The organism is Pseudomonas sp. QD4, from assembly GCF_049199125.1.
Taxonomy (GTDB): domain Bacteria; phylum Pseudomonadota; class Gammaproteobacteria; order Pseudomonadales; family Pseudomonadaceae; genus Aquipseudomonas.
In genome coordinates this window covers 144,171-164,231 of sequence record NZ_JBLZOM010000008.1, presented here as the reverse complement: position 1 = coordinate 164,231, position 20,061 = coordinate 144,171, and the positions used below count along the sequence as shown (strand labels likewise).

At 65.4% G+C, this 20,061-nt stretch carries 19 protein-coding genes and 1 pseudogene; 3 read left to right on the top strand and 17 right to left on the bottom strand.

Annotated features, from left to right (window positions below; genetic code table 11):
- Nucleotides 1-4: 4 nt before the first annotated feature.
- From ACOZJV_RS31005 to ACOZJV_RS30960, 10 genes are all read right to left on the bottom strand, one after another.
- A complete protein-coding gene (locus tag ACOZJV_RS31005) occupies nucleotides 5-787 on the bottom strand; it encodes a nucleotidyltransferase domain-containing protein (RefSeq protein WP_421549252.1) in 783 nt (260 codons plus the stop codon).
- 162 nt (nucleotides 788-949) lie between these two features.
- The gene (locus ACOZJV_RS31000; RefSeq protein WP_020296141.1) at nucleotides 950-2,278 is read right to left on the bottom strand and encodes an MFS transporter; all 1,329 of its coding nucleotides are present in this window, start codon (nucleotides 2,276-2,278) and stop codon (nucleotides 950-952) included.
- Between the two features lie 164 nt (nucleotides 2,279-2,442).
- A complete protein-coding gene (gene lhgO, locus ACOZJV_RS30995; protein ID WP_421549251.1) occupies nucleotides 2,443-3,636 on the bottom strand; it encodes an L-2-hydroxyglutarate oxidase in 1,194 nt (397 codons plus the stop codon).
- Between the two features lie 110 nt (nucleotides 3,637-3,746).
- Nucleotides 3,747-4,457, bottom strand: a complete 711-nt coding sequence (locus ACOZJV_RS30990) for a FadR/GntR family transcriptional regulator (RefSeq protein ID WP_020296139.1) — start codon at nucleotides 4,455-4,457, stop codon at nucleotides 3,747-3,749.
- Nucleotides 4,458-4,543: 86 nt separating this feature from the next.
- Nucleotides 4,544-5,434 carry a serine hydrolase domain-containing protein gene (locus ACOZJV_RS30985; RefSeq protein WP_421549250.1) on the bottom strand — a complete coding sequence of 297 codons (891 nt, stop codon included), beginning with the start codon at nucleotides 5,432-5,434 and terminating at the stop codon, nucleotides 4,544-4,546.
- A gap of 108 nt (nucleotides 5,435-5,542) precedes the next feature.
- Nucleotides 5,543-6,184: a LysE family translocator gene (locus ACOZJV_RS30980; RefSeq protein WP_078473307.1), complete on the bottom strand. Its 642-nt coding sequence runs from the start codon at nucleotides 6,182-6,184 to the stop codon at nucleotides 5,543-5,545.
- Between the two features lie 246 nt (nucleotides 6,185-6,430).
- Entirely contained in the window at nucleotides 6,431-6,985 is a 555-nt protein-coding gene (locus ACOZJV_RS30975) for a UPF0149 family protein (RefSeq protein WP_078473306.1), read from the bottom strand.
- 138 nt (nucleotides 6,986-7,123) lie between these two features.
- Nucleotides 7,124-7,609: a hypothetical protein gene (locus tag ACOZJV_RS30970; protein ID WP_421549249.1), complete on the bottom strand. Its 486-nt coding sequence runs from the start codon at nucleotides 7,607-7,609 to the stop codon at nucleotides 7,124-7,126.
- 39 nt (nucleotides 7,610-7,648) lie between these two features.
- The gene (locus ACOZJV_RS30965) at nucleotides 7,649-8,092 is read right to left on the bottom strand and encodes a hypothetical protein (RefSeq protein ID WP_421549248.1); all 444 of its coding nucleotides are present in this window, start codon (nucleotides 8,090-8,092) and stop codon (nucleotides 7,649-7,651) included.
- 85 nt (nucleotides 8,093-8,177) lie between these two features.
- Nucleotides 8,178-8,474: a hypothetical protein gene (locus ACOZJV_RS30960; protein ID WP_078473303.1), complete on the bottom strand. Its 297-nt coding sequence runs from the start codon at nucleotides 8,472-8,474 to the stop codon at nucleotides 8,178-8,180.
- A 346-nt stretch (nucleotides 8,475-8,820) separates the two neighbouring features.
- On the opposite strand from ACOZJV_RS30960, the pseudogene ACOZJV_RS30955 reads away from it, so the two are divergent.
- Nucleotides 8,821-9,063: pseudogene (locus ACOZJV_RS30955) on the top strand (hypothetical protein); the annotation flags it as partial.
- A 40-nt stretch (nucleotides 9,064-9,103) separates the two neighbouring features.
- Here the strand turns inward: ACOZJV_RS30955 and ACOZJV_RS30950 are convergent.
- From ACOZJV_RS30950 to ACOZJV_RS30935, 4 genes are all read right to left on the bottom strand, one after another.
- Nucleotides 9,104-10,306 carry a benzoate/H(+) symporter BenE family transporter gene (locus tag ACOZJV_RS30950; RefSeq protein ID WP_201131700.1) on the bottom strand — a complete coding sequence of 401 codons (1,203 nt, stop codon included), beginning with the start codon at nucleotides 10,304-10,306 and terminating at the stop codon, nucleotides 9,104-9,106.
- A 149-nt stretch (nucleotides 10,307-10,455) separates the two neighbouring features.
- Entirely contained in the window at nucleotides 10,456-11,952 is a 1,497-nt protein-coding gene (locus ACOZJV_RS30945; RefSeq protein WP_421549247.1) for a PLP-dependent aminotransferase family protein, read from the bottom strand.
- Between the two features lie 37 nt (nucleotides 11,953-11,989).
- Nucleotides 11,990-13,141 carry an MFS transporter gene (locus ACOZJV_RS30940; RefSeq protein WP_078473293.1) on the bottom strand — a complete coding sequence of 384 codons (1,152 nt, stop codon included), beginning with the start codon at nucleotides 13,139-13,141 and terminating at the stop codon, nucleotides 11,990-11,992.
- A 310-nt stretch (nucleotides 13,142-13,451) separates the two neighbouring features.
- On the bottom strand, nucleotides 13,452-14,441 hold the full coding sequence (locus tag ACOZJV_RS30935; RefSeq protein ID WP_421549246.1) for a LysR family transcriptional regulator: 990 nt from the start codon (nucleotides 14,439-14,441) through the stop codon (nucleotides 13,452-13,454).
- A 152-nt stretch (nucleotides 14,442-14,593) separates the two neighbouring features.
- On the opposite strand from ACOZJV_RS30935, the gene ACOZJV_RS30930 reads away from it, so the two are divergent.
- Both ACOZJV_RS30930 and ACOZJV_RS30925 read left to right on the top strand, forming a co-directional pair.
- Nucleotides 14,594-15,013, top strand: coding sequence for a RidA family protein (locus ACOZJV_RS30930; protein ID WP_421549245.1), 420 nt, complete (start codon nucleotides 14,594-14,596; stop codon nucleotides 15,011-15,013).
- A 126-nt stretch (nucleotides 15,014-15,139) separates the two neighbouring features.
- Complete coding sequence (locus tag ACOZJV_RS30925) at nucleotides 15,140-16,135, top strand: diaminopimelate epimerase (RefSeq protein ID WP_421549244.1); 996 nt, start codon at nucleotides 15,140-15,142, stop codon at nucleotides 16,133-16,135.
- 112 nt (nucleotides 16,136-16,247) lie between these two features.
- On the opposite strand, the gene codA is transcribed toward ACOZJV_RS30925, so the two are convergent.
- Genes codA through codB form a run of 3 tightly spaced genes read right to left on the bottom strand, consistent with a single transcriptional unit; the run spans nucleotide 16,248 to nucleotide 20,015 of the window.
- A complete protein-coding gene (gene codA / locus ACOZJV_RS30920; RefSeq protein WP_201131696.1) occupies nucleotides 16,248-17,495 on the bottom strand; it encodes a cytosine deaminase in 1,248 nt (415 codons plus the stop codon).
- Between the two features lie 34 nt (nucleotides 17,496-17,529).
- Entirely contained in the window at nucleotides 17,530-18,747 is a 1,218-nt protein-coding gene (locus tag ACOZJV_RS30915) for a PucR family transcriptional regulator (protein ID WP_421549243.1), read from the bottom strand.
- Nucleotides 18,744-20,015, bottom strand: a complete 1,272-nt coding sequence (gene codB / locus ACOZJV_RS30910; protein ID WP_421549242.1) for a cytosine permease — start codon at nucleotides 20,013-20,015, stop codon at nucleotides 18,744-18,746. The genes ACOZJV_RS30915 and codB overlap by 4 nt, the downstream gene beginning before the upstream one ends.
- Between the last annotated feature and the right edge of the window lie 46 nt (nucleotides 20,016-20,061).

Below are 20,061 nucleotides of genomic sequence, written 5' to 3'. Positions count from 1 at the left end.
TGGATTACTGCCCGGATGCCTGCCGACACCACTCGCAAAAATCCCGTAGCCGTGCCGTGAATTCCTCGGCCGAGGCCGTGGGCTGCTGGCTATGACGCAGGAAGAATTCGATCTGCGCCTGTTGCGCCGGATAGCGCTGGACGAACTGCGCCACGTGCTCCTCCAGGGTATGGGGCCAGCCAGGGGCCTGATCCGAGCGCAGGATGTTGGTCGCGCGGATCAGCTTGCGCGAGGCCTCGCGTTGCAGGCGTTTGACCTCGCTCGGCTGCGCTGGCTGATCGATCTGATCGGCATAGCGGTTGAGCACCGGGTAGAAATCCCCATTGAGCGCCAGTGCGATCGCGCGCGATGGCCTGAACGGGTCGAAGTGTGCTGCCAGGTCAGTGCCCCATAGGCAGCGGCAGTGGTGCTTGAGCCAGTAGCCCCAGCTGTACAGGTGCTGCGGATCCAGCACCTGCTGGCGGCTGCCGATATCGAAGTCGATCTTCACCACCTCCGGGTGCCGCGCGGCCAGAGCCAGGCGCAGGGCTTCAAGGGTGGCGAGGGCTGCTGCATCCTGCGGCTGGCGCAGGACCAGGGTCACGTCCAGGTCCGAAACGCCAGGTTTGGCGCTGCCCCGGGCCACGCTGCCATACAGGTAAATGCCATCGAGCAAGGCGCCGGCCTCGGCCGTCAGGGTGCGGCACAGATCATCCAGCAACGGCTGGAAAGGCGCAGGCAAAGGCTGGCTGGGAGCGGCCGGAATAAAACCGTCCGCATCGACGCCGTCCGGTTGGCGAGAGGGCATGGGGGTGGGCCTGTGGCTTTTGAGTAAGCGGGGGATCTTAACAGCCCGGGTTTGAGGTGTTACCCCCAACGGTGCCAAAACCCCTAGCCACTGCCGAGGCACGAGGCTGCGGCTACAGGTCCCCCCTCGTTGCAGGTGAGGGGGGCTGAACCCGTGATGGCCTCAGTTCTTGAACGTCGAGTGCTTGCGCCCCTGGTCGAGCAGGGCGAACACCACCACCAGCAGCGAGGCGATGCCGAGGATGATCACCACGCCGTCGGTGGAGTGGGTGGCCGAGGCCGAGACCAGGGACAGGGCGCCCAGTGGGGCCAGGCCGCCGGCGATGGCGGTGCCGATTTCACGGCCGGTGCCGAAGCCCGAGGAGCGGGTCTGGGTCGGGAACTGGCGGCTGAGGAACGAACCCTGGGGGGCGAACATCATCGGCGCGAGGATCCCGGTGCCGACGCCGATAGCGATGTAGATCATCAGGCTTTCACCGGTGTTGAGCAGGGCCAGGAACGGGTAGGCGAACAGCAGCGAGAACACCCCGCCGAGCATCAGCACGGTTTTGCTGCTCCAGCGGTCGCACAGCCAGCCGAAGAACGGCACGGCGACGATGGCCACCAGGCTGGCGATGGTCACCGACAACGAGGTGACGTGTACGTCCACGCCCTTGAACTGAGTGAGGTAGGCCAGGGAAAAGGTCTTGAAGATGTAGCTCAGGGCGTTGTAGCCAACCGCGACGAAGAACACCACCGCCAGGCCTTTGAGGTCGTTTTTGAACAGGGCCTTGAGCGGCGACGCCTTGGCTTTTGCCGGCTCCTGGCTCAGTTGGTTGAATTCCGGGGTTTCCGGGATGCTGTTGCGCACCCACAGGCCGACGCCGACCAGGGCGATGCTGCAGATAAACGGGATGCGCCAGCCGCCTTGCAGCAGGAACTCATTGCCGTTGATGGTCAGCAAGTACACGGTCAGCGACGACAGCAGCAGGCCCAGGTTCAAGCCCAGCGCCGGCCAGGCTCCCTGGCTGCCGCGCTTGCCTTCGCTGGCGTGTTCGTAGGAAGTCACGGCCGCGCCGGACAATTCGGCACCGGCACCCAGGCCCTGGATGATCCGTACCGCTACCAGCACGATGGGGGCCCAGATGCCGATCGAGGCGTAGCTGGGGATCAGGCCGATCAGCGTGGTGCACACGCCCATCATGCAGAAGGTCACCACCAGCACTTGCTTGCGGCCGAACTTGTCGCCCAGGTAACCGAACAGGATGCCGCCGAACGGGCGCGCGATAAAACCGATGGCAAAGGTCGAGAAAGCCATCAGGGTCGCGGTTTTCGGGTCGCTGTTATCGAAGAAGATTTTCGAAAACACGATCGCGGCCATGGTCGCGTACAGGTAAAAGTCGTACCACTCCAGCATCGAACCGAAGATGGTGGCAGCGGCGACTTTGCGCAGGCGCTTTTTGGTTTGTTGCGGGGTTTCCGCTGCAGGGCTTGGGGGGGTAACTGCGGTCATTCCGGACTTCCTCATGAATCATTATATTTATTTTCAAATGGACACTTATTGCGCTCCGCAGGCCCTGTTCGGGCCCGCAGGCTGGGTACGTACACCTGGCCGAAGCCGTGGTGCGAACACGACGCGGCCGCCCGGGTGGTGACTCGGGCAGTGCCGTGGGCGGATCAGGGGTGCTGGAACATGCGGTCGGCAATCATCTCGCCGATGGGAATGGCCGAAGTCGCGGCCGGTGAGGGCGCATTGCACACATGGAGCATGCGCGAGGTCTGGGCGAACAGGAAATCATGCACCAGGCTGCCGTCACGCATCACCGCCTGGGCCCGGATACCGGCTTCGTAGGGCAGCAGGTCGTCGATGTTCAGCGACGGGCAATACTTGCGGCATTGCTCCAGGTAGCCGGACTTGAACAGCGAGTTCTTCATCTCGACGCTGCCGGAACCGAGGTTTTGCCAGATGGTTTTCCAGAACCCGGGGAAGCTCGCGTACTGCGCCACATCGCGCCAGTTGATCGAGAACTTCTTGTAGTTCTCGCGGCCCAGGCCCAGTACCGCGTTGGGCCCGACCGTGACGCTGCCGTCGATCATCCTTGTCAGGTGCACCCCGAGGAACGGCAGCTCCGGGTCGGGGATGGGGTAGATCAGGTGGTTGACGATGTTGTTTTTCGACGCCGGCAGGCGGAAGTATTCGCCGCGAAACGGGATGATCTGGTGCTCGATCCTGATCCCGGACATTGTCGCCAGGCGGTCGGATTGCAGACCGGCGCAGACCACCAGTTTCTTCGCCTGCCAGGTGCCGTCATGGGTGCTGACACTGACGTGGTCGGGGCTTTCCTGGATGGCGGTCACGGTGCGGTCGAGACAGATTTCCCCGCCGCCGGCACGGATCACCCGGGCCATGGTCTGGCAGACTTCGCGGTAGTCGACGATGCCGGTGGCGTCGAGAAACAACCCGCCCAGGCCGACGATATTCGGCTCGCGCTGGCGCAGTTCATCGGCATCGAGGCGTTCGACCTTCATGCCATTGAGTTGGGAGCGGGCGTACAGCGCCTGCATGCGCTCCACCTCCAGTGGCGTGGAGGCCACCAGCAGCTTGCCGCAGACCTCGAACTTGATCCCGTGCTCGGTGCAGAACTGCTTGGTGGCCTCGGCGCCGCGCTTGCACAGGTCGGCCTTGAGGCTGCCCGGTGCGTAGTAGATGCCAGCATGGATCACGCCGCTGTTGTGCCCGGTCTGGTGTTTGGCCAGGGTGCCTTCTTTTTCCAGGATCACCAGGGAGGCGCCGGGCTGGCGCTTGAGCAGTTCCATCGCGGTGGCCAGGCCGACGATGCCGCCGCCGATGATGCAAAAATCATAAATCATTGTGGGGGTTACCTTGGATCAGCAGGTCTAGTTATCAGGTTGTCAGACTAATGCATCTGGCAAAAGTCGGCGTGCCGCAGCACGCGCTCAATATTCAGGGGTTCATGGGCTCAGTCGGTGGCTGGCAACTCAAGTTGCAGGCGCTTGGCGGAGGCGCGCAAGTGCGCATCGGCGCAGGCGGCTGCGGCTTGTCGGTCGCCAGCGGCGATGGCCTGGTACATGGCCTGGTGTTCCTGGGTCGCATCGGCCGAACCGCCGACAAAGCGCGACGCCGAGTTTTCCCAGGCGGTTTTGCGTGCGGTGGCCAACTGGCTTCTGAGGAAGTCATGAAAGGCCACGAAGTATTCGTTTTTACTGGCTTCGGCAATGGCGCGGTGGAAGGCCACGTCGGCCAGGGCGGCGGCTTCGAAATCGCTGCGTTTGTCGTGCATTTCCTGCAAGGCCTGCTGCATGCGTTGCAGGTCCTGCTCGTCACGGCGCTGGGCGGCAATCGAGGCGGCCTGGGTTTCGATCCACAGGCGCATCTCGAACATCTGCGTCAGCTGTGGCCGGCGAGTGTTCTGGGTCGGGAAGCGAAACACCGTCCCGGCCGGGGTCTGGGAAATGAACGAACCGAGGCCGCGACGGGCGATCAATACCCCGTCTGCCTTGAGCTGGGCAATGGCCTCGCGAATCACCGAACGGCTGACGCTCAGCTGTTCGGCCAATTGCTGTTCGGTGGGCAGGCGCGACTCGGGAGCGAGGTTCCCGGATTCGATCTCGGCGCGGATAACGCTGACAACACGCATCACGAGAGAGTCGGGGCGCTGGAGCTCAAGCATAAGACAACCTTGGTAGTCAGGTTGTCAGACAATAGACGTTTGGAATTTCTGTTGTCAAGCGGATGAGTGTTGGCGCGTTTGCCGAATCAACCTGGAATCAGCCCCAGCTCAGCCTGCAAACGGGCGACCACTTCGGCCTCGACTGCGCCCTGATCGCCCCCGGCCTGCCATACCGCGCAACTGGCGCTGTGGCTGCCATGCACCGCGTGATACACCGCCAGCACGCTGCCGGGACCGGAGCCGGTGTGGCCGCTCAAGCTCAAGCCGCCGGCCACCGCGCCGCACATCAGACCCAGGCCGTAGCCCGGCGCGGTCCAGGGGCGCCCGGCAATCGGCCCGCCGAGCAGGCGTGGCGTCTGCATCGCCTGCAACAGCGCCGGGGGCAGCAGATCCCCGTTCAGCAGGCGTTCCAGCAGCAGCGCCGCCTGCGCCAAGGGACCGACCAGCAGCCCGTGATACACCCAGCCCGGGTCGTAGTCCGGGCAGTCGCCCATCGCTACTGTTACCAGGTCGGCGCGAGTACGGGCCAGGCGCACATCCGACACCTTCAGGGGCGCCAGTACCCGCTGGCTCAGGGCCTGGTGCAACGCCAGGCCGCTGACCCGCTCGATCACCCGGGTGAGCCACAGATAACCGACGTTGGAGTACCGCCAGCCACTGCCCGGTGGATAGCGCAGGCGCCCGGCATCCAGGCGTTGCAGCATCTCCTCGGCCGACCACGGCGTGTCATGCCGGGCCACGGCGGCGTGGTAATCCGCCAGCTCGCTGTAATCGGCCAACCCGGCTTCGTGGCGGAGCAATTGGCGCAGGCTGAACGGTCCTTCGGCCAGCGGTTCGTCGAGGGTCAGCAACCCGTCACGCACCAGGGACAGGGCGGTCGCCGCGAGCACGGTCTTGGTAAAACTCCACCAGGGAATGACGGCGTCGGGTTGCGTGGGGGGGGTGAGGTGGCCGTTGGCGACGAGTGAGAAAGTCATGGGCGGGGTCTACACACGGTCGGTCTGGGAGGGGGCAATGTTCGCTCAGCTGTGGCGAAGGAGCTTGGTCCCTCGCCACGAGCGCACGGCAGGCCGCCCTTGAACGGATTACGCCGTTTGCCGGCGCATGGTCAGGATGGCGCTGCCGAAGAAGATGAACGTGGAGCCCACCACGCGGTTGACCCACTTGGAAAACGCCGGCCGGGTCAGTACGCCCTTGGCCCGTGAGGCCAGCAGCGCGTAGATGCTGAGGGAGATCAGCGACAAGGCCATGAAGATCAGGGTCAGGATGAAAAACTGCGGCACCAGCGCCGCGTTTTGATCGATGAATTGCGGGAACAGCGCGGTGAAGAAAATCGTCGCCTTGGGGTTGGTGGCGGCGGTCAGGAACGCCGACTTGAACAGCTTCGAGCGCGGCGGCATCTGGCCCTCGGGGCTCCCGTCGCTGCTGGCCGAAAGCACCGGTTCCTTCTTCAACAGGTGCTTGGCGCCCAGGTAAAACAGGTAGCCGGCGCCGGCGATTTTCACCGCGTTGAAGATGATTTCGGAGCTGGCGATCAATGCCCCAAGGCCCAGCATCGCCGCCGCGGACATGCAAAACAGGCCGCTGACATTGCCCAGCGACGACCACAGGGTCGATTTGGCACCGTAGGCCACGCTGTTGTGCAAGGCCACCAGGGTGGCCGGGCCAGGGCTGGCGATGGAGATTGCCGCGACCAGGGTGTAGGTCAAAACCGAGTGAACATCCATTTCATGACTCGCTGTAAGAGGACGTCGAATTCTATAGGGAAAGTGCAGGGCAAATCACCGCACAGGTGAGCTGATTTTACCCGGCACTCATCACTGGATGCGCCTTAGCGCCTGTTCACGGTCTGCTGCGCTTAGCTCATGCCGCGTCAAAAGTGGCTTCGAAATGCTCATTTAGGGCCCTAAACTCCGCTTTCTCAGCCACTTTTGCCTTGCCTGAGCGTCGCTCGCTAGATCGTGGACTGGCTTTTAGCGCCGATCCAGCCAGTAGTTGTGCAGGCTGCGCGCCGCCGGTTCGATGGCTGCCACGCGCTGATTGTGCAAGGCCACGTTGAGGTCGGCGGGCAGTTCGAAGTTGTCCTGTTCGGCGCACTCGATGATCGATTGCAGCAGGGCGGCCTGGGGCGCCGGCATTTGCGGCCAGTTGCCCACGGCGACGCCGCGCAGGTAACCGAAGCACCATTCTTCGGCCAGGGTCAGGGGCTGGCCCTGGTGTTCGGTGGTTTCAAAACGTGCCTTGAAGGCCGAGGCGTCCAGTGCCAGCTGGCTGGCCAGGGTGTTCATGTGGCGCACGCAGAGTTCGATGAACTGCTTGCCTTGTTCCGGGCTGTCCCAGTCCGGGTTCTGCCCGCCCCAGATGGCCGGGAACCACTCGGCGATGTCGACCCGAGCAGGGCTGGAAACCAGGGCGGTGAAATAGCCGTCGAGTTCCGAAGGGTTGAGCACCGAGTGATCGTCACCGTATTGCAGCAGGGTGTTCTCGATCACGTCGAAGTCAGCGGCGTTCAAGGGTTGGTCTGGCATGGCAATGATCCTTGGCAAGTCGGGGCGCCAGGGCGACGCCGTGTTTGAAAAAGTCGCGGAGGATGGGCCTTGTGGCGGTTTTTTTCCAGCGCCGATTATCCACCGGCGCTCGCCGGTCGCGGGCAAGGGCCGTCGGGTTCAGGCCTGGCTGCGAAAATGCCCCGCTCCCAGGCGCCATACCGAAAACCACACATCATCCGCCGGGGCGTAGCGCTCCAGGGGGATCGGCCGCTCGTGCAACAGGTCGTCCGGGGCGAATACTTCAAGCTCCCAGGGGAAGTCCGGGTTGTACGACAGGCTGTACTCGGGGGATGGGCTGGCGAGGGTGTAGTGGATCGAATACACCATCAGCGGTGAGCCCTGGAGTTGGTTGTGGGCATACAGCGCCCAGAACTCGCTCATCTGCGGCCGGCTGACCTGCTCGGCAAATGTCAGGGCGGCGGGCAGGTCATCCCAGGTGGCCTGGACCGTTTGCTGGGCCAGGGCGATGCGTGCGGCGGGCGACTGGCCCTTGGCGTGCTCGACGTAGATCAGGGTGGTGGCGAACTGGAACTCGCACTGGGTGATGCTCGGGCTGACGTCCCAGTGGCCGATCATGTGCTGGTCCAGCAGTTCGATTTTCATGGGGCGGGCTCGGGTTGTGGGTCAAAAAAGCGCGAGTGGCTAGCGGTTGCGATTGGCGGGCCAGGTCGCGGTCGGGAAGTAGGCCTCCAGGCCCGGTTGCTGGTGGTCCACGCCGTTGCGGGTCCAGTAGCAGCTCAGGCGGCTGTAGTTATCCAGGTCGCCGCGCACCAGGCACGTGGCACCGTGCCCCGGCCAACTGAAGGCCAGCACATCGGCCTCGGCCATGGTCGCTCGCGCCACCTTGCCAATGGCGGTGGTGGTCTGGCCATTGATGGTTTTGACCAGGGTCAGGGCGCCGTTGCTGAAGGTGATTTCAGCGCTGCCGGAGTAGGCGGCGCCGCCTTCGGGCGCCTGGCCGATCAGCGCGTAATGGCCGGGAACCATGGAGTAATACAGGTGTTCGTCGGCGGCGTTGTCGGCCACGACGCTGGCGCTGGCCAGCAGCAGGCCGAGCAGGGCGCACAGACCAGGGATGCGCTGCATGCAGGTACGTTCCTTGTAGAAAATCGAGCTTGAACAGTCGGTGATGGGGGCAAGTCCCGAGTTGGCTGAACGCGCCTGGCAACCCTCAGACCGTTACGCCGTGGCGCATTATAAATACCGACAGTAAAAGCACCAGCAGGGTGGTGATGGCGGCGTAGCAGGCACTCAAGCCGAGCTTGACCAGCAGCATGTCATCGACCGCCCTATAGCCGATGGAGGCCCCGAACAGGGCTGCGGCTGCGGCGCCGGCGATAAGGATGCAGCCGCTCCTCATGCCTGGGGCCAACAGCGGGATCAGAACCAGGTGGGCGCTGCTGATCAGGATGACAAAGATCGCAATGATCTTGAGGGTGAGAACCATGCTGTCTCGGGTGCTGTTCATGGTGACGCGCTCCGATAGCAAAGCCTGCGGCCTTGCCGGGTTATTCCTTACTCCCTGTTCCTTGTGTACTTGAAGGGGTCGTAGCTCGGCGGTCGAGTGTCCCTGCTGCCGAGTGGAATGACTCATCCCGGAAACGAGATGCATCACGCTCTAGATTAGGCCTCGTCCCGCGATTTAGACGACTTTGCGACGGACGTGCATGGTCGGCACTCCCTGGCAGGCCGAACACCTCATCTGCTGCGGTGTGCCCGGTGATCCAGCGTCCGTCGAAATCGATGATGTTCCGAGGGCTGGCTACTATGTCAGGCAGCGTTCGCCGGGGAGCATGGTCAACACCAATGGCAGCTTCAACAGCAACTACATCACCGAAGGCACGGCGGACGGGCGGTACGGTGATATCCCCGGCTACGTGACCTGGAACCTGCGGGGCGGCTATGACTTCGGTTCGCAGCTGTCGAACCTCAAGCTTGGCGCCGGGGTGAAAAACATCTTCGACCGCCAGTACTACACCCGCTCCAGCGACAACAACTCCGGGCTCTATGTCGGCGCCCCACGGACCTTCTTCGTCCAGGCCAGCGTCGGCTTCTGATGCCCGTGCCCGGCACCCGGGTGGGTGCCGGGCTGTTCTGTCAGCGGGTGGCAGTGCCGGGCGTCGCTGCCTGGCGCCCACCGTGCATCAGCAGGTGCGCCACCAGGCCGGCCACCAACCCCCAGAAGGCGCCGCCGACACCGAGCAAGGTCACATTGGCCGCGGTGGCCAGGAAAGTGATCAACGCGGTTTCCCGGGTCCGCACCTCGGCCATGGCGTTGGCCAGGCTGCCACCGATGGCGCCGAGCAATGCCAGGCCGGCCAGGGTCGTGACAAAAGTGCGTGGCAGGATCATGAACAGGCTCGCCAAGGTCACCCCGAACACCCCCACCAGCACATAGAACAGGCCGCAGGCCAGGCCGGCGATGTAACGCTTGGCGGGTTGCGGGTGGGCGTCCGGGCCGGTGCAGATGGCAGCGGTGATGGCGGCGACGTTGAAGGCATGGGCCCCGAAAGGCGCCATCAGCAGCGACCCCAGGCCGGTGATGCCGAGGATCGGGTTGGCGCTGGTTTTGAAGCCATCGTTGCGCAGCACCAGCATGCCGGGCATGTACTGGCCGGTCAGGGTGATGACGAACAGCGGCAGGGCCACCCCGAGGAATGCGCCCATGGAGAACTGCGGCCGTTCAAACACCGGCGCTGCCAGGCTCAGGTGGACGCTGTGCAGGTCGACGCGCTCCTGAAGCAGCAACAGGGCCATGCCGATCGCCAGGATCCCGACCACCGCAAAACGTGAGGTGAAGCGCCGCAACAGCGCGTAGGCCACGACCAGCACAATCACCAGCAACGGGTCGGCGCTCGCGCCGCCAAAGGCATTGATCCCGAATTGCAGCAGAATCCCCGCCAGCAGCCCGGCGGCGATGCCCCCGGGGATCAGCCGTACCAGGCGCTCGAAGGCCCCCGACAGGCCCAGCAGAATAAAGCCGATGGCGCTGATCACGTAGGCGCCGATGACTTCGCCGTAGGGGGTAAAGGGCATGATCGTCGCCAGGAAGGCCACCCCCGGCGTCGACCAGGCGGTGATGATCGGCTCGCGGTAGCGGTAGCTCAGCCAGGCGCCGGTAAGGCCGACGCCGATGCTCACCGACCAGACCCAGGACGCGGTCTGGGCCGGGCTCAGGTGGCCCAATTGCGCGGCCTGGAACACCAGGACAAAGGTGCCGCCGTAATTGACGATGACGGAAATCAGCGCGGCAAGGATGGGGGCCAGCAAGTCGCTGGGGCGTAGGGCGGTGTGGGGCATGGGCTCGTTCCTGGCTGAGGGGGCCGCGGGCTTGCGTGAGCAGGCGGCTGCGGCCCTGGCGTTGAAGAGCGCTAGCTTAGGTGGGCAATGGTGGTTTCAATCAGTCCGGTTTCGCCAAGTGCAGCAGACCACTTTACCGGGGCTAGGCCCTAGCGTTGCAGGGCCTTGGCCAGGCGCTGCATGGCGCTGTCGATCTCGTGGGGCGTCAGTGCGGAAAACCCCAGCAGCCAGCCGCCATTGGCCGGCGGACGGGCATACAGGCGGCTCAGCCCGGGCAGTTGGAGGCCGGCGCGGGCGGCCAGGGTGAGGGTCTCGGCCTCGTTCCAGCCTTCGGCCAGCAGGCAAGGCATCTGCAGGCCGCCGGGGGGCAGCTGGGCCTGGACGATACCCGCCAGATGCCGGCCGACGGCTGCAGCCATGGCCTCGCGGCGCACGGCGTAGATCTTGCGCATGGCCCGCACATGGGCGCCGAAATGGCCGCCGTCGATAAACCGGGCCAGGGTCAACTGGGCGATCTGCGGCGTGTGGCCATCGAGGATGCTGCGGGCGTAGGTCATGGGCGCCACCAGCTCCCGGGGCAATACCACGAACCCCATGCGCAGGCCGGGGTACAGCGACTTGCTGAAGGTGCCCACGTACAGGGTGCGCTGGTGGCGGTCCAGGCCCTGAACGCAGGCCGTGGGCAGGCCTTCGTAGTGGAACTGGCTGTCGTAGTCGTCTTCGATGATCCAGCCCTGGCGCTCGGCGGCCCAGGCGGTGAGTTCCAGGCGCCGTTCCAGGGCCAGGGTGACGCCCGTGGGGTATTGGTGCGAAGGCGTCACATACAGGGTGTTGGCGCCGCTGCGATCAGCCTGCAACTGCCCGGTGTTCAGGCCGTGGCGATCCACTGCAATCGGCACCACCTTGAGCTGGGCCATCTCGAAGGCCTTGCGCGCGCCGAAATAGCCCGGGTCTTCCATCAGGATCGGTTGCCCGGCATCCACCAGCACCTGGGCGCAGAGATACAGGGCCTGGCGGGTGCTGCTCAGCACCAGCACCTGGTCGGCATCGACCCGCGCCCCGCGTTCCAGGTTCAGGTAGCCGGCGATGGCCTGGCGCAGGGGCTCGGCGCCCTGGGGGTCGCCATGCAGCATGCCGCTGTGTCGGCAATCCTTCTGGGCCTGGCGTTGCAGGCGCTCCCAGAGCGCCATCGGGAAGCTACGGGTTTCCGGCAGCCCGGTGACAAAGGCCTGGACCCTCTGCTGGTCGGTCACGCCGCCGCTGGCGAGGATCTGTGCGCCGCGCTGGCTGAGTGCCGGGGCCACCACCGCCGGGGTCGATCGAGGCGCGCCGGCGTGGCGTTTTTTCTGTGGCTGGCCGTGCAGGTCGGGGCCGATCTTGCTCGAAACGTAGCTGCCCGACCCCGGACGCCGGCAGATGTAGCCGTCCAGTTGCAATTGGACGTAGGCCATTTCCACGGTATCGCGGGACAGGTTCAGCGAGCTGGACAGGCTGCGGGTGGCGGGCAGGCGGCAGCCGGGAGGCAGCACCCCGTCCAGGATCAGCTGGCGCAAGGCGCGCTGTACCCGCACGCGCAACTCCAGGGTGTGCAACGCAGGGTCGGCGATGCGCATCTTCAGGGTGTCTAGCTCGAAGTTGAGCTTCATGGCCAGCGCCACGCCGCAGGGCAAGCGGTTGGGGTGTTCACACTTTCAGCACTTTGCCGCTGGCCGCCACCCCCAGCAGCATCACCGCGATCAGGGCGAAGGCAATGCTGAGGCTGCTGCCGTGGGCGATAAAACCGATCACGGCCGGGCCGGCGAGAATCCCGGCATAACCCAGGGTGGTGATGGCCGGGACCGCGATGCTTTCGGGCATGACGGTTTGTTTGCCCACGGCGGTGTACAGCACCGGCACGATGTTCGAGCAACCGGCGCCGACCAGGGCATAGCCCACCAGCGCCGCTTCCCAGGCCGGGGCCAGGGTGGCCAGTAGCAGGCCGGCCGCGGCGGTCAGGCCGCCGAACACAATCACCCGCCTGGCCCCCAGCTTGTGCACGATAGCGTCGCCGGTCAGGCGGCCGACCGTCATGGTCAGGGCGAAGGCGGCATAACCGAGGCCGGCATAGGCAGCGTCGAGGTTGCGCTCGGCGGTGAGGAACACCGCGCTCCAGTCCAGCACCGCGCCCTCGGCGAGAAACACGATAAAGCACAGGCAACCGATAAACAGCACCACGCCATGGGGGATTGCAAAGGCCGGGCCGCTGCTCTGGCTGCCGTAGGGCAGCATGTGCGGCGCGGCCTTGAACAGTGCGACCAGCATCAACAGCACCACCACCAGGGTGGCGCCCAGCGGCGCCAGGCCCAGGCCGAGCAAGGCGCTGACCCCGGCGGCGCCGACAATCCCGCCGAGGCTGAACAGGCCGTGGAAGCCCGACATCATGGTCTTGCCGCTGGCCCGCTCGACGATCACTGCTTGCAGGTTGACCGTGGAATCGACGCAGCCCAGGCCGGCGCCAAACATAAACAACGCCCCCACCAGCAGCGGGATCGAGGTCACCGTGGCCAGCAGCGGCAGGGCCAGGCAGATCAACAGCGTGCCGCCGGCCATGACTCGGCGGCAGCCGAAGCGCGAGGCCAGGGCGCCGGCGATTGGCATCGAAATGATCGAGCCCACCCCCAGGCACAGCAGCAACAGGCCCAGCGTGCCCTCATCCAGCCCGGCGCGGGCCTTGGCGTAAGGCACCAGCGGCGCCCAGGCGGCGATGCCGAAACCGGCGATAAAAAAGGCGATGCGCGTCGACATCTGTTCGAGGCGGCCGGGAGCGGCCTGGGTATGGGGGTTGCTGGCTGTCATAAAAGTCCTTGGCGGTGACCCGGGGCAGCACCTGATGCCGTTGCTGCCGGGTTAGCCGATGCGCCGAATTCACGACCCATTGCCGATACACCTGTGATGCGGGTTAACAGAAAAAAGCGTGCGCGCAACAGGCCCACGCCGAAAAGCCGCCACATCCTTGCACATCGAACGCGCTGCCGCGAGGGCGGCGACACCGCATCCGGCAGGCGAGCACCAGGAAGGGGCATGGCAGTTGTGACCCGACAGGCCGCCGAAGGTTGCAAGCGCAGAAGCCGGCGCAGGGGCAGGCTGTTGCAATGCGGATTGAGGTTTAAGGCCGCTTCGTTCCCGAGTGGGAGGAGACTCCCTCGCCACCGGCAAGCAAGTCTTGAGCTTGAAGCTGGCCGCTTGCGACTTGAAGTTCCCCCTGCATTTCCCCGCCCAGCGCCTGGGCCAGGTAGTCGACAAAGACTCGGATTTTCTGCGGCACATGGCGGTTGCTGGCAAACAGGGCGTAGATCTGGGTACGAGCCAGTGCGTGTTCCGGCAGCACTTGCAGCAATTGCCCGCTGTGCAGCAGGGGCTTGGCCACAAACGAGGGCAGGGCGCCGATGCCCAGGCCGGCCAGCAGCATGTCGGCGAGCAGCAGGCTGTTGTCCACCGCCAGGCGTACCGGCAGCTCCAGGCGGGTGGCGCCGTCCTGGCCCTCAAGTGGCCAGATGCCGGGGTGTTCGGCCTGGCGATAGGCCAGGCAGGCGTGTTGGCGCAGGTCGTCGACGGTTTGCGGGGTGCCGTGGGCCTGGAGGTAGGCCGGGGCGGCGCAGATCACCTGCTCGACTTCCCCCAGGCGCCGGGCGATCAACGCCGAGTCGGCCCACTGGCTGCGGATGCGCAGCGACACATCGAAGCCTTCGCCCACCCCCTCCTGCACCCGGTCGCCCAGGCTCAGCTCAACCTGCAACTGCGGGTAGTGCTGCATAAAACCGGCAAGGATCGGCGACAGCACCTTGAGCCCGAACGACAGCGGCGCATTGATCCGCAGGCGGCCGCTGGGGGCGTTGGCCCCGACCTGGGTGGCGCGTTCCAGGGCGTCGAATTCATCGAGTAGGTGACAGCATTCAACAAAGTACGCCTGGCCGGCTTCCGACAGGCTCATGCTGCGGGTGGTGCGGATGATCAGCAGGTTGCCCAGGCGCTCTTCCAGTTGTCGCACCTGCTTGCTCACGGCGGCGGTGGACTGTTGCAGGTCGACTGCGGCGAGGTTGAAGCTGCCTCGCTGCACCACCCGGCGAAAGGTACGCATGGCTGCCAACACATCCATATTGTTTCTCCCTGGTTGAATATCGAGCAATCAAGGGCGCGATTATCCCTGAAAAACCACTCAATGCCATGGGCATGTCCATCGTGGCGCTGCAACTCTTTGCTGTTGTGTGCTCAACTGCTCGCCCCTTGATGGCTTGTCTGGAGCGCCCCATGTCCGCGAAACAACCCTTGCTCGAACTGTCCAACCCCGCCGGCCTGTACGACCCCACCGCCAATGGCTATTCCCACGTGGCCCGGGTCGCTGCCGGCGCGCGCTTGCTGTTCATCGCCGGGCAGGGTGGCGAAAACGCCGACAGCCAGCTCTCGAGCGACTTCGCCGAGCAGGTGAACCAGGCCCTGGAGAATCTGCAGATCGCCCTGCGTGCGGGCGGTGCCGAAGTCAGCCAGGTGGCCAAGCTCACGGTATTGATCGTCGATCACAGCCATGAGCGCCTGGAGATCTTCGGCGCGGCCTTGCATCGGCTGTGGGGCGATGCGCCGAAGCCGGCCTGCACCTTGATCCCGGTGCCGCGCCTGGCCCTGGACGGCATGTTGTTCGAGATCGAGGCGACGGCGGTCCTCGCGGACTGAAGGGCTGCGTGCATCAGTGAGCACTGGGCGTTGCCCGGCAGCACGTGAGCGACTGCCGACAGCGCTTGGCCGGGGCGCTGCATTCACAGTAATGTCAGCGCCCCGGTTTTTTCTGGAATCCCTGTGATGGCCTGTTTCTTCGATGCGCGCGGCAATATCTACGGTGTGGTGGCTCCCGCCGCCCTGGCTGAATGGGGCATTGCCTTGCCCGCCACTGCGGCCGATGCCGCCCTGGCACGCCAGGAGTGGGCGGGCGCGGCCATCGAGGCCTTGTGCAGTTGGGCGCCGGGCCAGCGTCCGACGGGGGCCAAGGAGCATCGCAGCGACGGTTTGCTGGTGGGGCCGTTTCAGGCGGCGCCGCCGTTTGATGTGCTGATCGTCAATACCGACGGCACCCTGGCCGAGCGCAGCGGCAATGGCCTGACGATTTTTTCCCAGGCCTTGAGCCAGCAAGGTCTGTTGCCTGGCGCGGGCGAGACGGTGCTGCGGGTGCATCACGATCAGGGCGGGGTGTCGCCAGTGGCGACGGCGGTGCTGCCGGCGGTGGTCGATGGGGTCCAGGGCTTTTGGCTGGACCTGGGGCAACCGGAGTTCGGGCCCCAGGTAGTGGCGGCCCAGGGGGTGGAAGGCACGCAGATCAATGGGCGGCCACTGAGCCGGGTGCCGGCGCTGGTCGGGTTGAACCCGTTGTGGGGGCATAGCCAGTTTGTGCGGATCGGCAACCCCCATTGCGTGACCCTGGTGGAGGACGCCAGCGCCTTGCCGAGCAACTCGCAGATGCTTGAGTCGCCGCTGTTCGAGGGCCTGACCCGCACCGCGTTTGCCCAACCCGTCGGCAGCGGCGAGCCGTGCCCGGCCGGGGTCAACCTGCAATGGGCCACGCGCGACGGCGAAGGGCGCATTGCGGCCCGGGTCTTCGAGCGCGGCGAAGGCCCCACCGCGTCTTCCGGTACCAGCGCCAGCGCCGTGGCCAGCGCGGCCTGGCGGGTCGGCTGGGTCCAGGCCGGGCGCGTCGAAGTCAGCATGCCCGGCGGCACCGCGCCCCTGCTGCTGGAAGAAACTGCCGGCGAACTGACCCGCGTCAGCCTGTTCGGCACCGCAGTAGTGCAAGCCCCGTTGTAACCGCTGCCGAGGCACGAGGCTGCGCTGGCCGGGACAGGCGCTGTGGAGTGTCAGGTGTTTGCACGGCGCGGCTTAGGCCCAGCGCAGCCTCATGCCTCGGCAGCGGCTAGGGTTATTCACCCACCAACTGCACCTGGGCCATTTGCCGTTGCATCAGCACCTGGCCGTGGCGGATCGAGTACAGCGGCAGGCCCTGGCTGCGGATCATTTCGTAGTCGCTGTCGGCGGAGAGGATCAGCAGGTTGGCCGGGCGCCCGGGTTCGAGTCCGTAGCGCTCGCCGAGGGCCAGGGCCTTGGCGCTGTTGTCGGTGACCAGGTCGAGGGCGTTTTGCAGGTTGCGGTAACCGAGCATGTGGCAGATATGCAGGCCGGCTTCGAGTACGCGCAGGATGTTGCCGTTGCCCAGGGGGTACCAGGGATCGACGATCGAGTCCTGGCCAAAGCACACGTTCATCCCGGCCTCCAGCAACTCGTTGACCCGGGTCACGCCGCGGCGTTTCGGGAAGCTGTCAAAGCGCCCTTGCAGGTGGATGCTCTCGGTGGGGCAGGAGACAAAGCTGATCCCGGAATGCCCGAGCAGGCGGAACAGCTTGGCGCAATAGGCATTGTCATAAGAGCCCATGGCCGTGGTGTGGCTGGCGGTGACCCGCGAGCCCATGTCACGGCTGCGGGCTTCTTCGGCCAGCACTTCGAGAAAGCGCGAATGCGGGTCGTCGGTTTCGTCGCAGTGCACATCCACCAGGCAGCCGGTGCGTTCGGCCAGGTCCATCAGGAACTTCACCGAACTCACCCCCTGGTCGCGGGTGTACTCGAAATGCGGAATCCCGCCCACCACATCGGCGCCCAGGGCGATGGCCTCGGTCATCAGTTCGCGGCCGTTGCGGTAGCTTTCGATGCCTTCCTGGGGGAAGGCGACGATCTGCAGGTCGATCAGGTGCGCGGTTTCGGCACGCACTTCCAGCAGTGCCTTGAGGGCAGTGAGGTCCGGGTCGGTGACATCGACGTGGGTCCGCACATGCTGGATGCCGTGGGCGGCCAGGGTGCGGATGGTTTTCTTGGCCCGGGTCTTGGTGTCTTCCTGGGTGATGGTGGCCTTGCGTTCGCCCCAGCATTCGATGCCTTCGAACAGCGTGCCGCTCATGTTCCAGCGCGGCTCGCCGGCGGTCAGGGTGGCGTCCAGGTGAATGTGCGGTTCGACAAAGGGCGGCACCACCAGGTTGCCGCCGGCGTCCAGGTCATCCGGCCCGGCCGGCTGGCCCTGGGCTTCGGCTTGGGGGGTGATGCGGGCGATGCGGCCGTTTTCCAGGTGCAGTGCGTGCAGGCCTTCACGGTGGCGCAGACGGGCATTGGTAATAAGCATGGGGGCAGTTTCCTTGTTCAGGTTCATCAGGCAGTCAGGCTGACAGCCGCCAGATCATCAGCGCGACGCCGATGTCCAGACGGTCATTGGGGTTGTCCAGCGCCAGGCCGGACAGGGCCTCGATGCGCTGGACACGATGGGTCAGGGTATTGCGGTGTACCGCCAGGCGCTGGGCCGCGGCCACCAGGTTGGCATTTTCATGGAACCACGCCTCCAGGGTCGGCATCAGGCACGCACCGTGGTGCTGGTCGTGGTGCAGCAAGGGGCCGAGCCGTTCATGCAGAAACTGGTCGAGCAACGCCTGGTCGCGCACGCCGCTGAGCAGTTTGAGCACACCCAGCTCGTCATAAACGCAGAGCCCGGCCCGTTCGCTGAAACGCCGCGCGGCGCCCAGGGCCTGAAGCGCCTCATCCTGGGCCCGGGCCAGGCGCGCCGGCGGGTGGGCGGCAGCGCTGAGGCCGATAAACAGTTTCAGCGGCAGCAGGCTGGGGCTGAAGTTTTTCAGCCAGGTCGCCAGCCGTTGCCGGTTGAGCTGAGCTGCCGCTGCGTCGACGGCAGGCAGCAGCAGGCTCCATTGTCCGGCACGGCCCAGCACCGGCAGGGCCGGTGGATGCTCCCGGGCGAAGTGGCGCAGGCCCAGGGCGATACGGTCGCGGTGCTGCGCCAGTTGGGCCTCGACCTGTTCCGCATGGCCCAGGGCAAACAGCGGCTCGCCGCCTTCCAGTTGCAACTGGGCCACCTGCCACTGGCCGTCCATGGGCATGCTCAGCTGTCGCGCGCGATGCAGCAGCAGCTCCAGGGATTGGTACTCGCCGCTCAACAGGCGCTCCAGCACGTCATGCCGCGAGCGTCCGACCTGCTCTGCCTGGACCAACGCCGAGCCGATGGCCTGGGTCACCAGCACCATTTTCAACGAGTAGGGCTGCTCGATCAGCGGCATGCCGGCGGCGTCGGCGGCGGCCAGCAAGCGCTCGGGGATCGCCTGGATATAGGCCGCGCCAGTCAGTATCACCAGGCCGGCGACCTGGCGCTCGACGGCTTCGTCCAGCAACTGCAACAGGTTGGTCTGATCCCGTGGGTGGTTGATGCCGGTGACGAACACCAGTTCACCCCCGAGCACCCACTCGGCAATCCCGCTGTTCTCCGCGACATAGGGCCAGCGCACCGGATTGCCGAGGCCGACCGCGCCGGCGCGCAGGCGCATGGACTCCAGCCCGGGCAGGGCCAGTACATCGTCGACCGTCAGGCTCATGCCTGGACGTCTGCCACGGCGCTACTGCGGGCGCCGAGCAGGCTGCTGAGCAGGATGTAGCTCAGGGCGGCAGCGGCAATCCCCACCAGGGGCGCGACCCAGGGCGAACTGAACGCGGTCACCGTGCCGATGGCGTAGGCGCCCAGGCCGGCCCAGTTGAACGCCGGTAGCCGGGTCTCGGCCAGGCGCGGGTACTGGCCCCGGTAGCGGTAGAAGAAGTCCGCCATGATCACCCCGCCAATCGGCGGGATCACCGTGCCCAGCAGGATCAGGTACGGCACCAGCATGTCGTACATGCCCAGCAGCGCGAGCAGGGTGCCGATCACTGCGCCCACCAGGGTCACGGTCTTGCGCCGGCCGGTGCGCAGCAGATTGCAGCCGGCCACGGCGAAGTTGTAGATGGTGTTGTCCTGGGTGCTCCAGATATTCAACAGCAGCATGGCCATGGCCGCCATGGCGAAGCCTTGCAGCAGAAGCACTTCGACCACGTCCGGTTGCTGGTAGACGATGGCACCGTAGGCCCCGATCAGCACCATCAGGCCATTGCCGACAAAGAAGCCGATCAGGCTCGCCAGTACCGCGACCCTGGCCGAGCGCGAAAAGCGCGTCCAGTTGGTGGCCTGGGTCGCGCCGCTGACAAAGGTGCCGAACACCAGGGTGATGGCGGTGGACAGGTCGAGGCTGGTGCTCGGCACCACGGCCATCAGGCCCTGCAGGCCGCCAACCTTGACCGTTGCCACCCACATCGACAGCAGCAGCAACAGGCCCATGGCCGGCACCGCAATGTAAGAGAGGATTTCCAGCCCGCGATAGCCGACATAGGCGGTGGCGCAGAACACCATGCCGAACAGCACCATCAGGCCGAGCACGCTGCCCTGGCTCAACTCGAAGTATTTGCCGAGCACCACGGCGGCGGTCGCGGTGCCCCAGGCGTACCAGCCGATCTGGGTAAAGCCCAGGATCAGGTCGCTGAGTTTGCTGCCCACTTCGCCAAAACAGAAACGCCCCATCAGCACCGAATTCAGACCGCTCTTGAAGGCGATGTAACCCAGACCCGCGGCGTAGATCCCCAGCAGCAGGTTGCCCAGCACAATCACCCCGAGCATTTCGCCAAAGCTGAAAGCCACCCCCAGCTTGCCCCCGGCGAACATGGTGGCGGTGAAAAAGGTGAACCCCAGCAGCACCATGGCCGTGGAGGCCAGCCCTTTGCGGGCGTGCATCGGCACTTCACTGAGTGGGTAGTCGTTGCCTGGATCGTTCTGCGTCATGAGCCTTCCCCTGGTGTGTCTGGTCTGTGGATGCAGACCCGTTGCA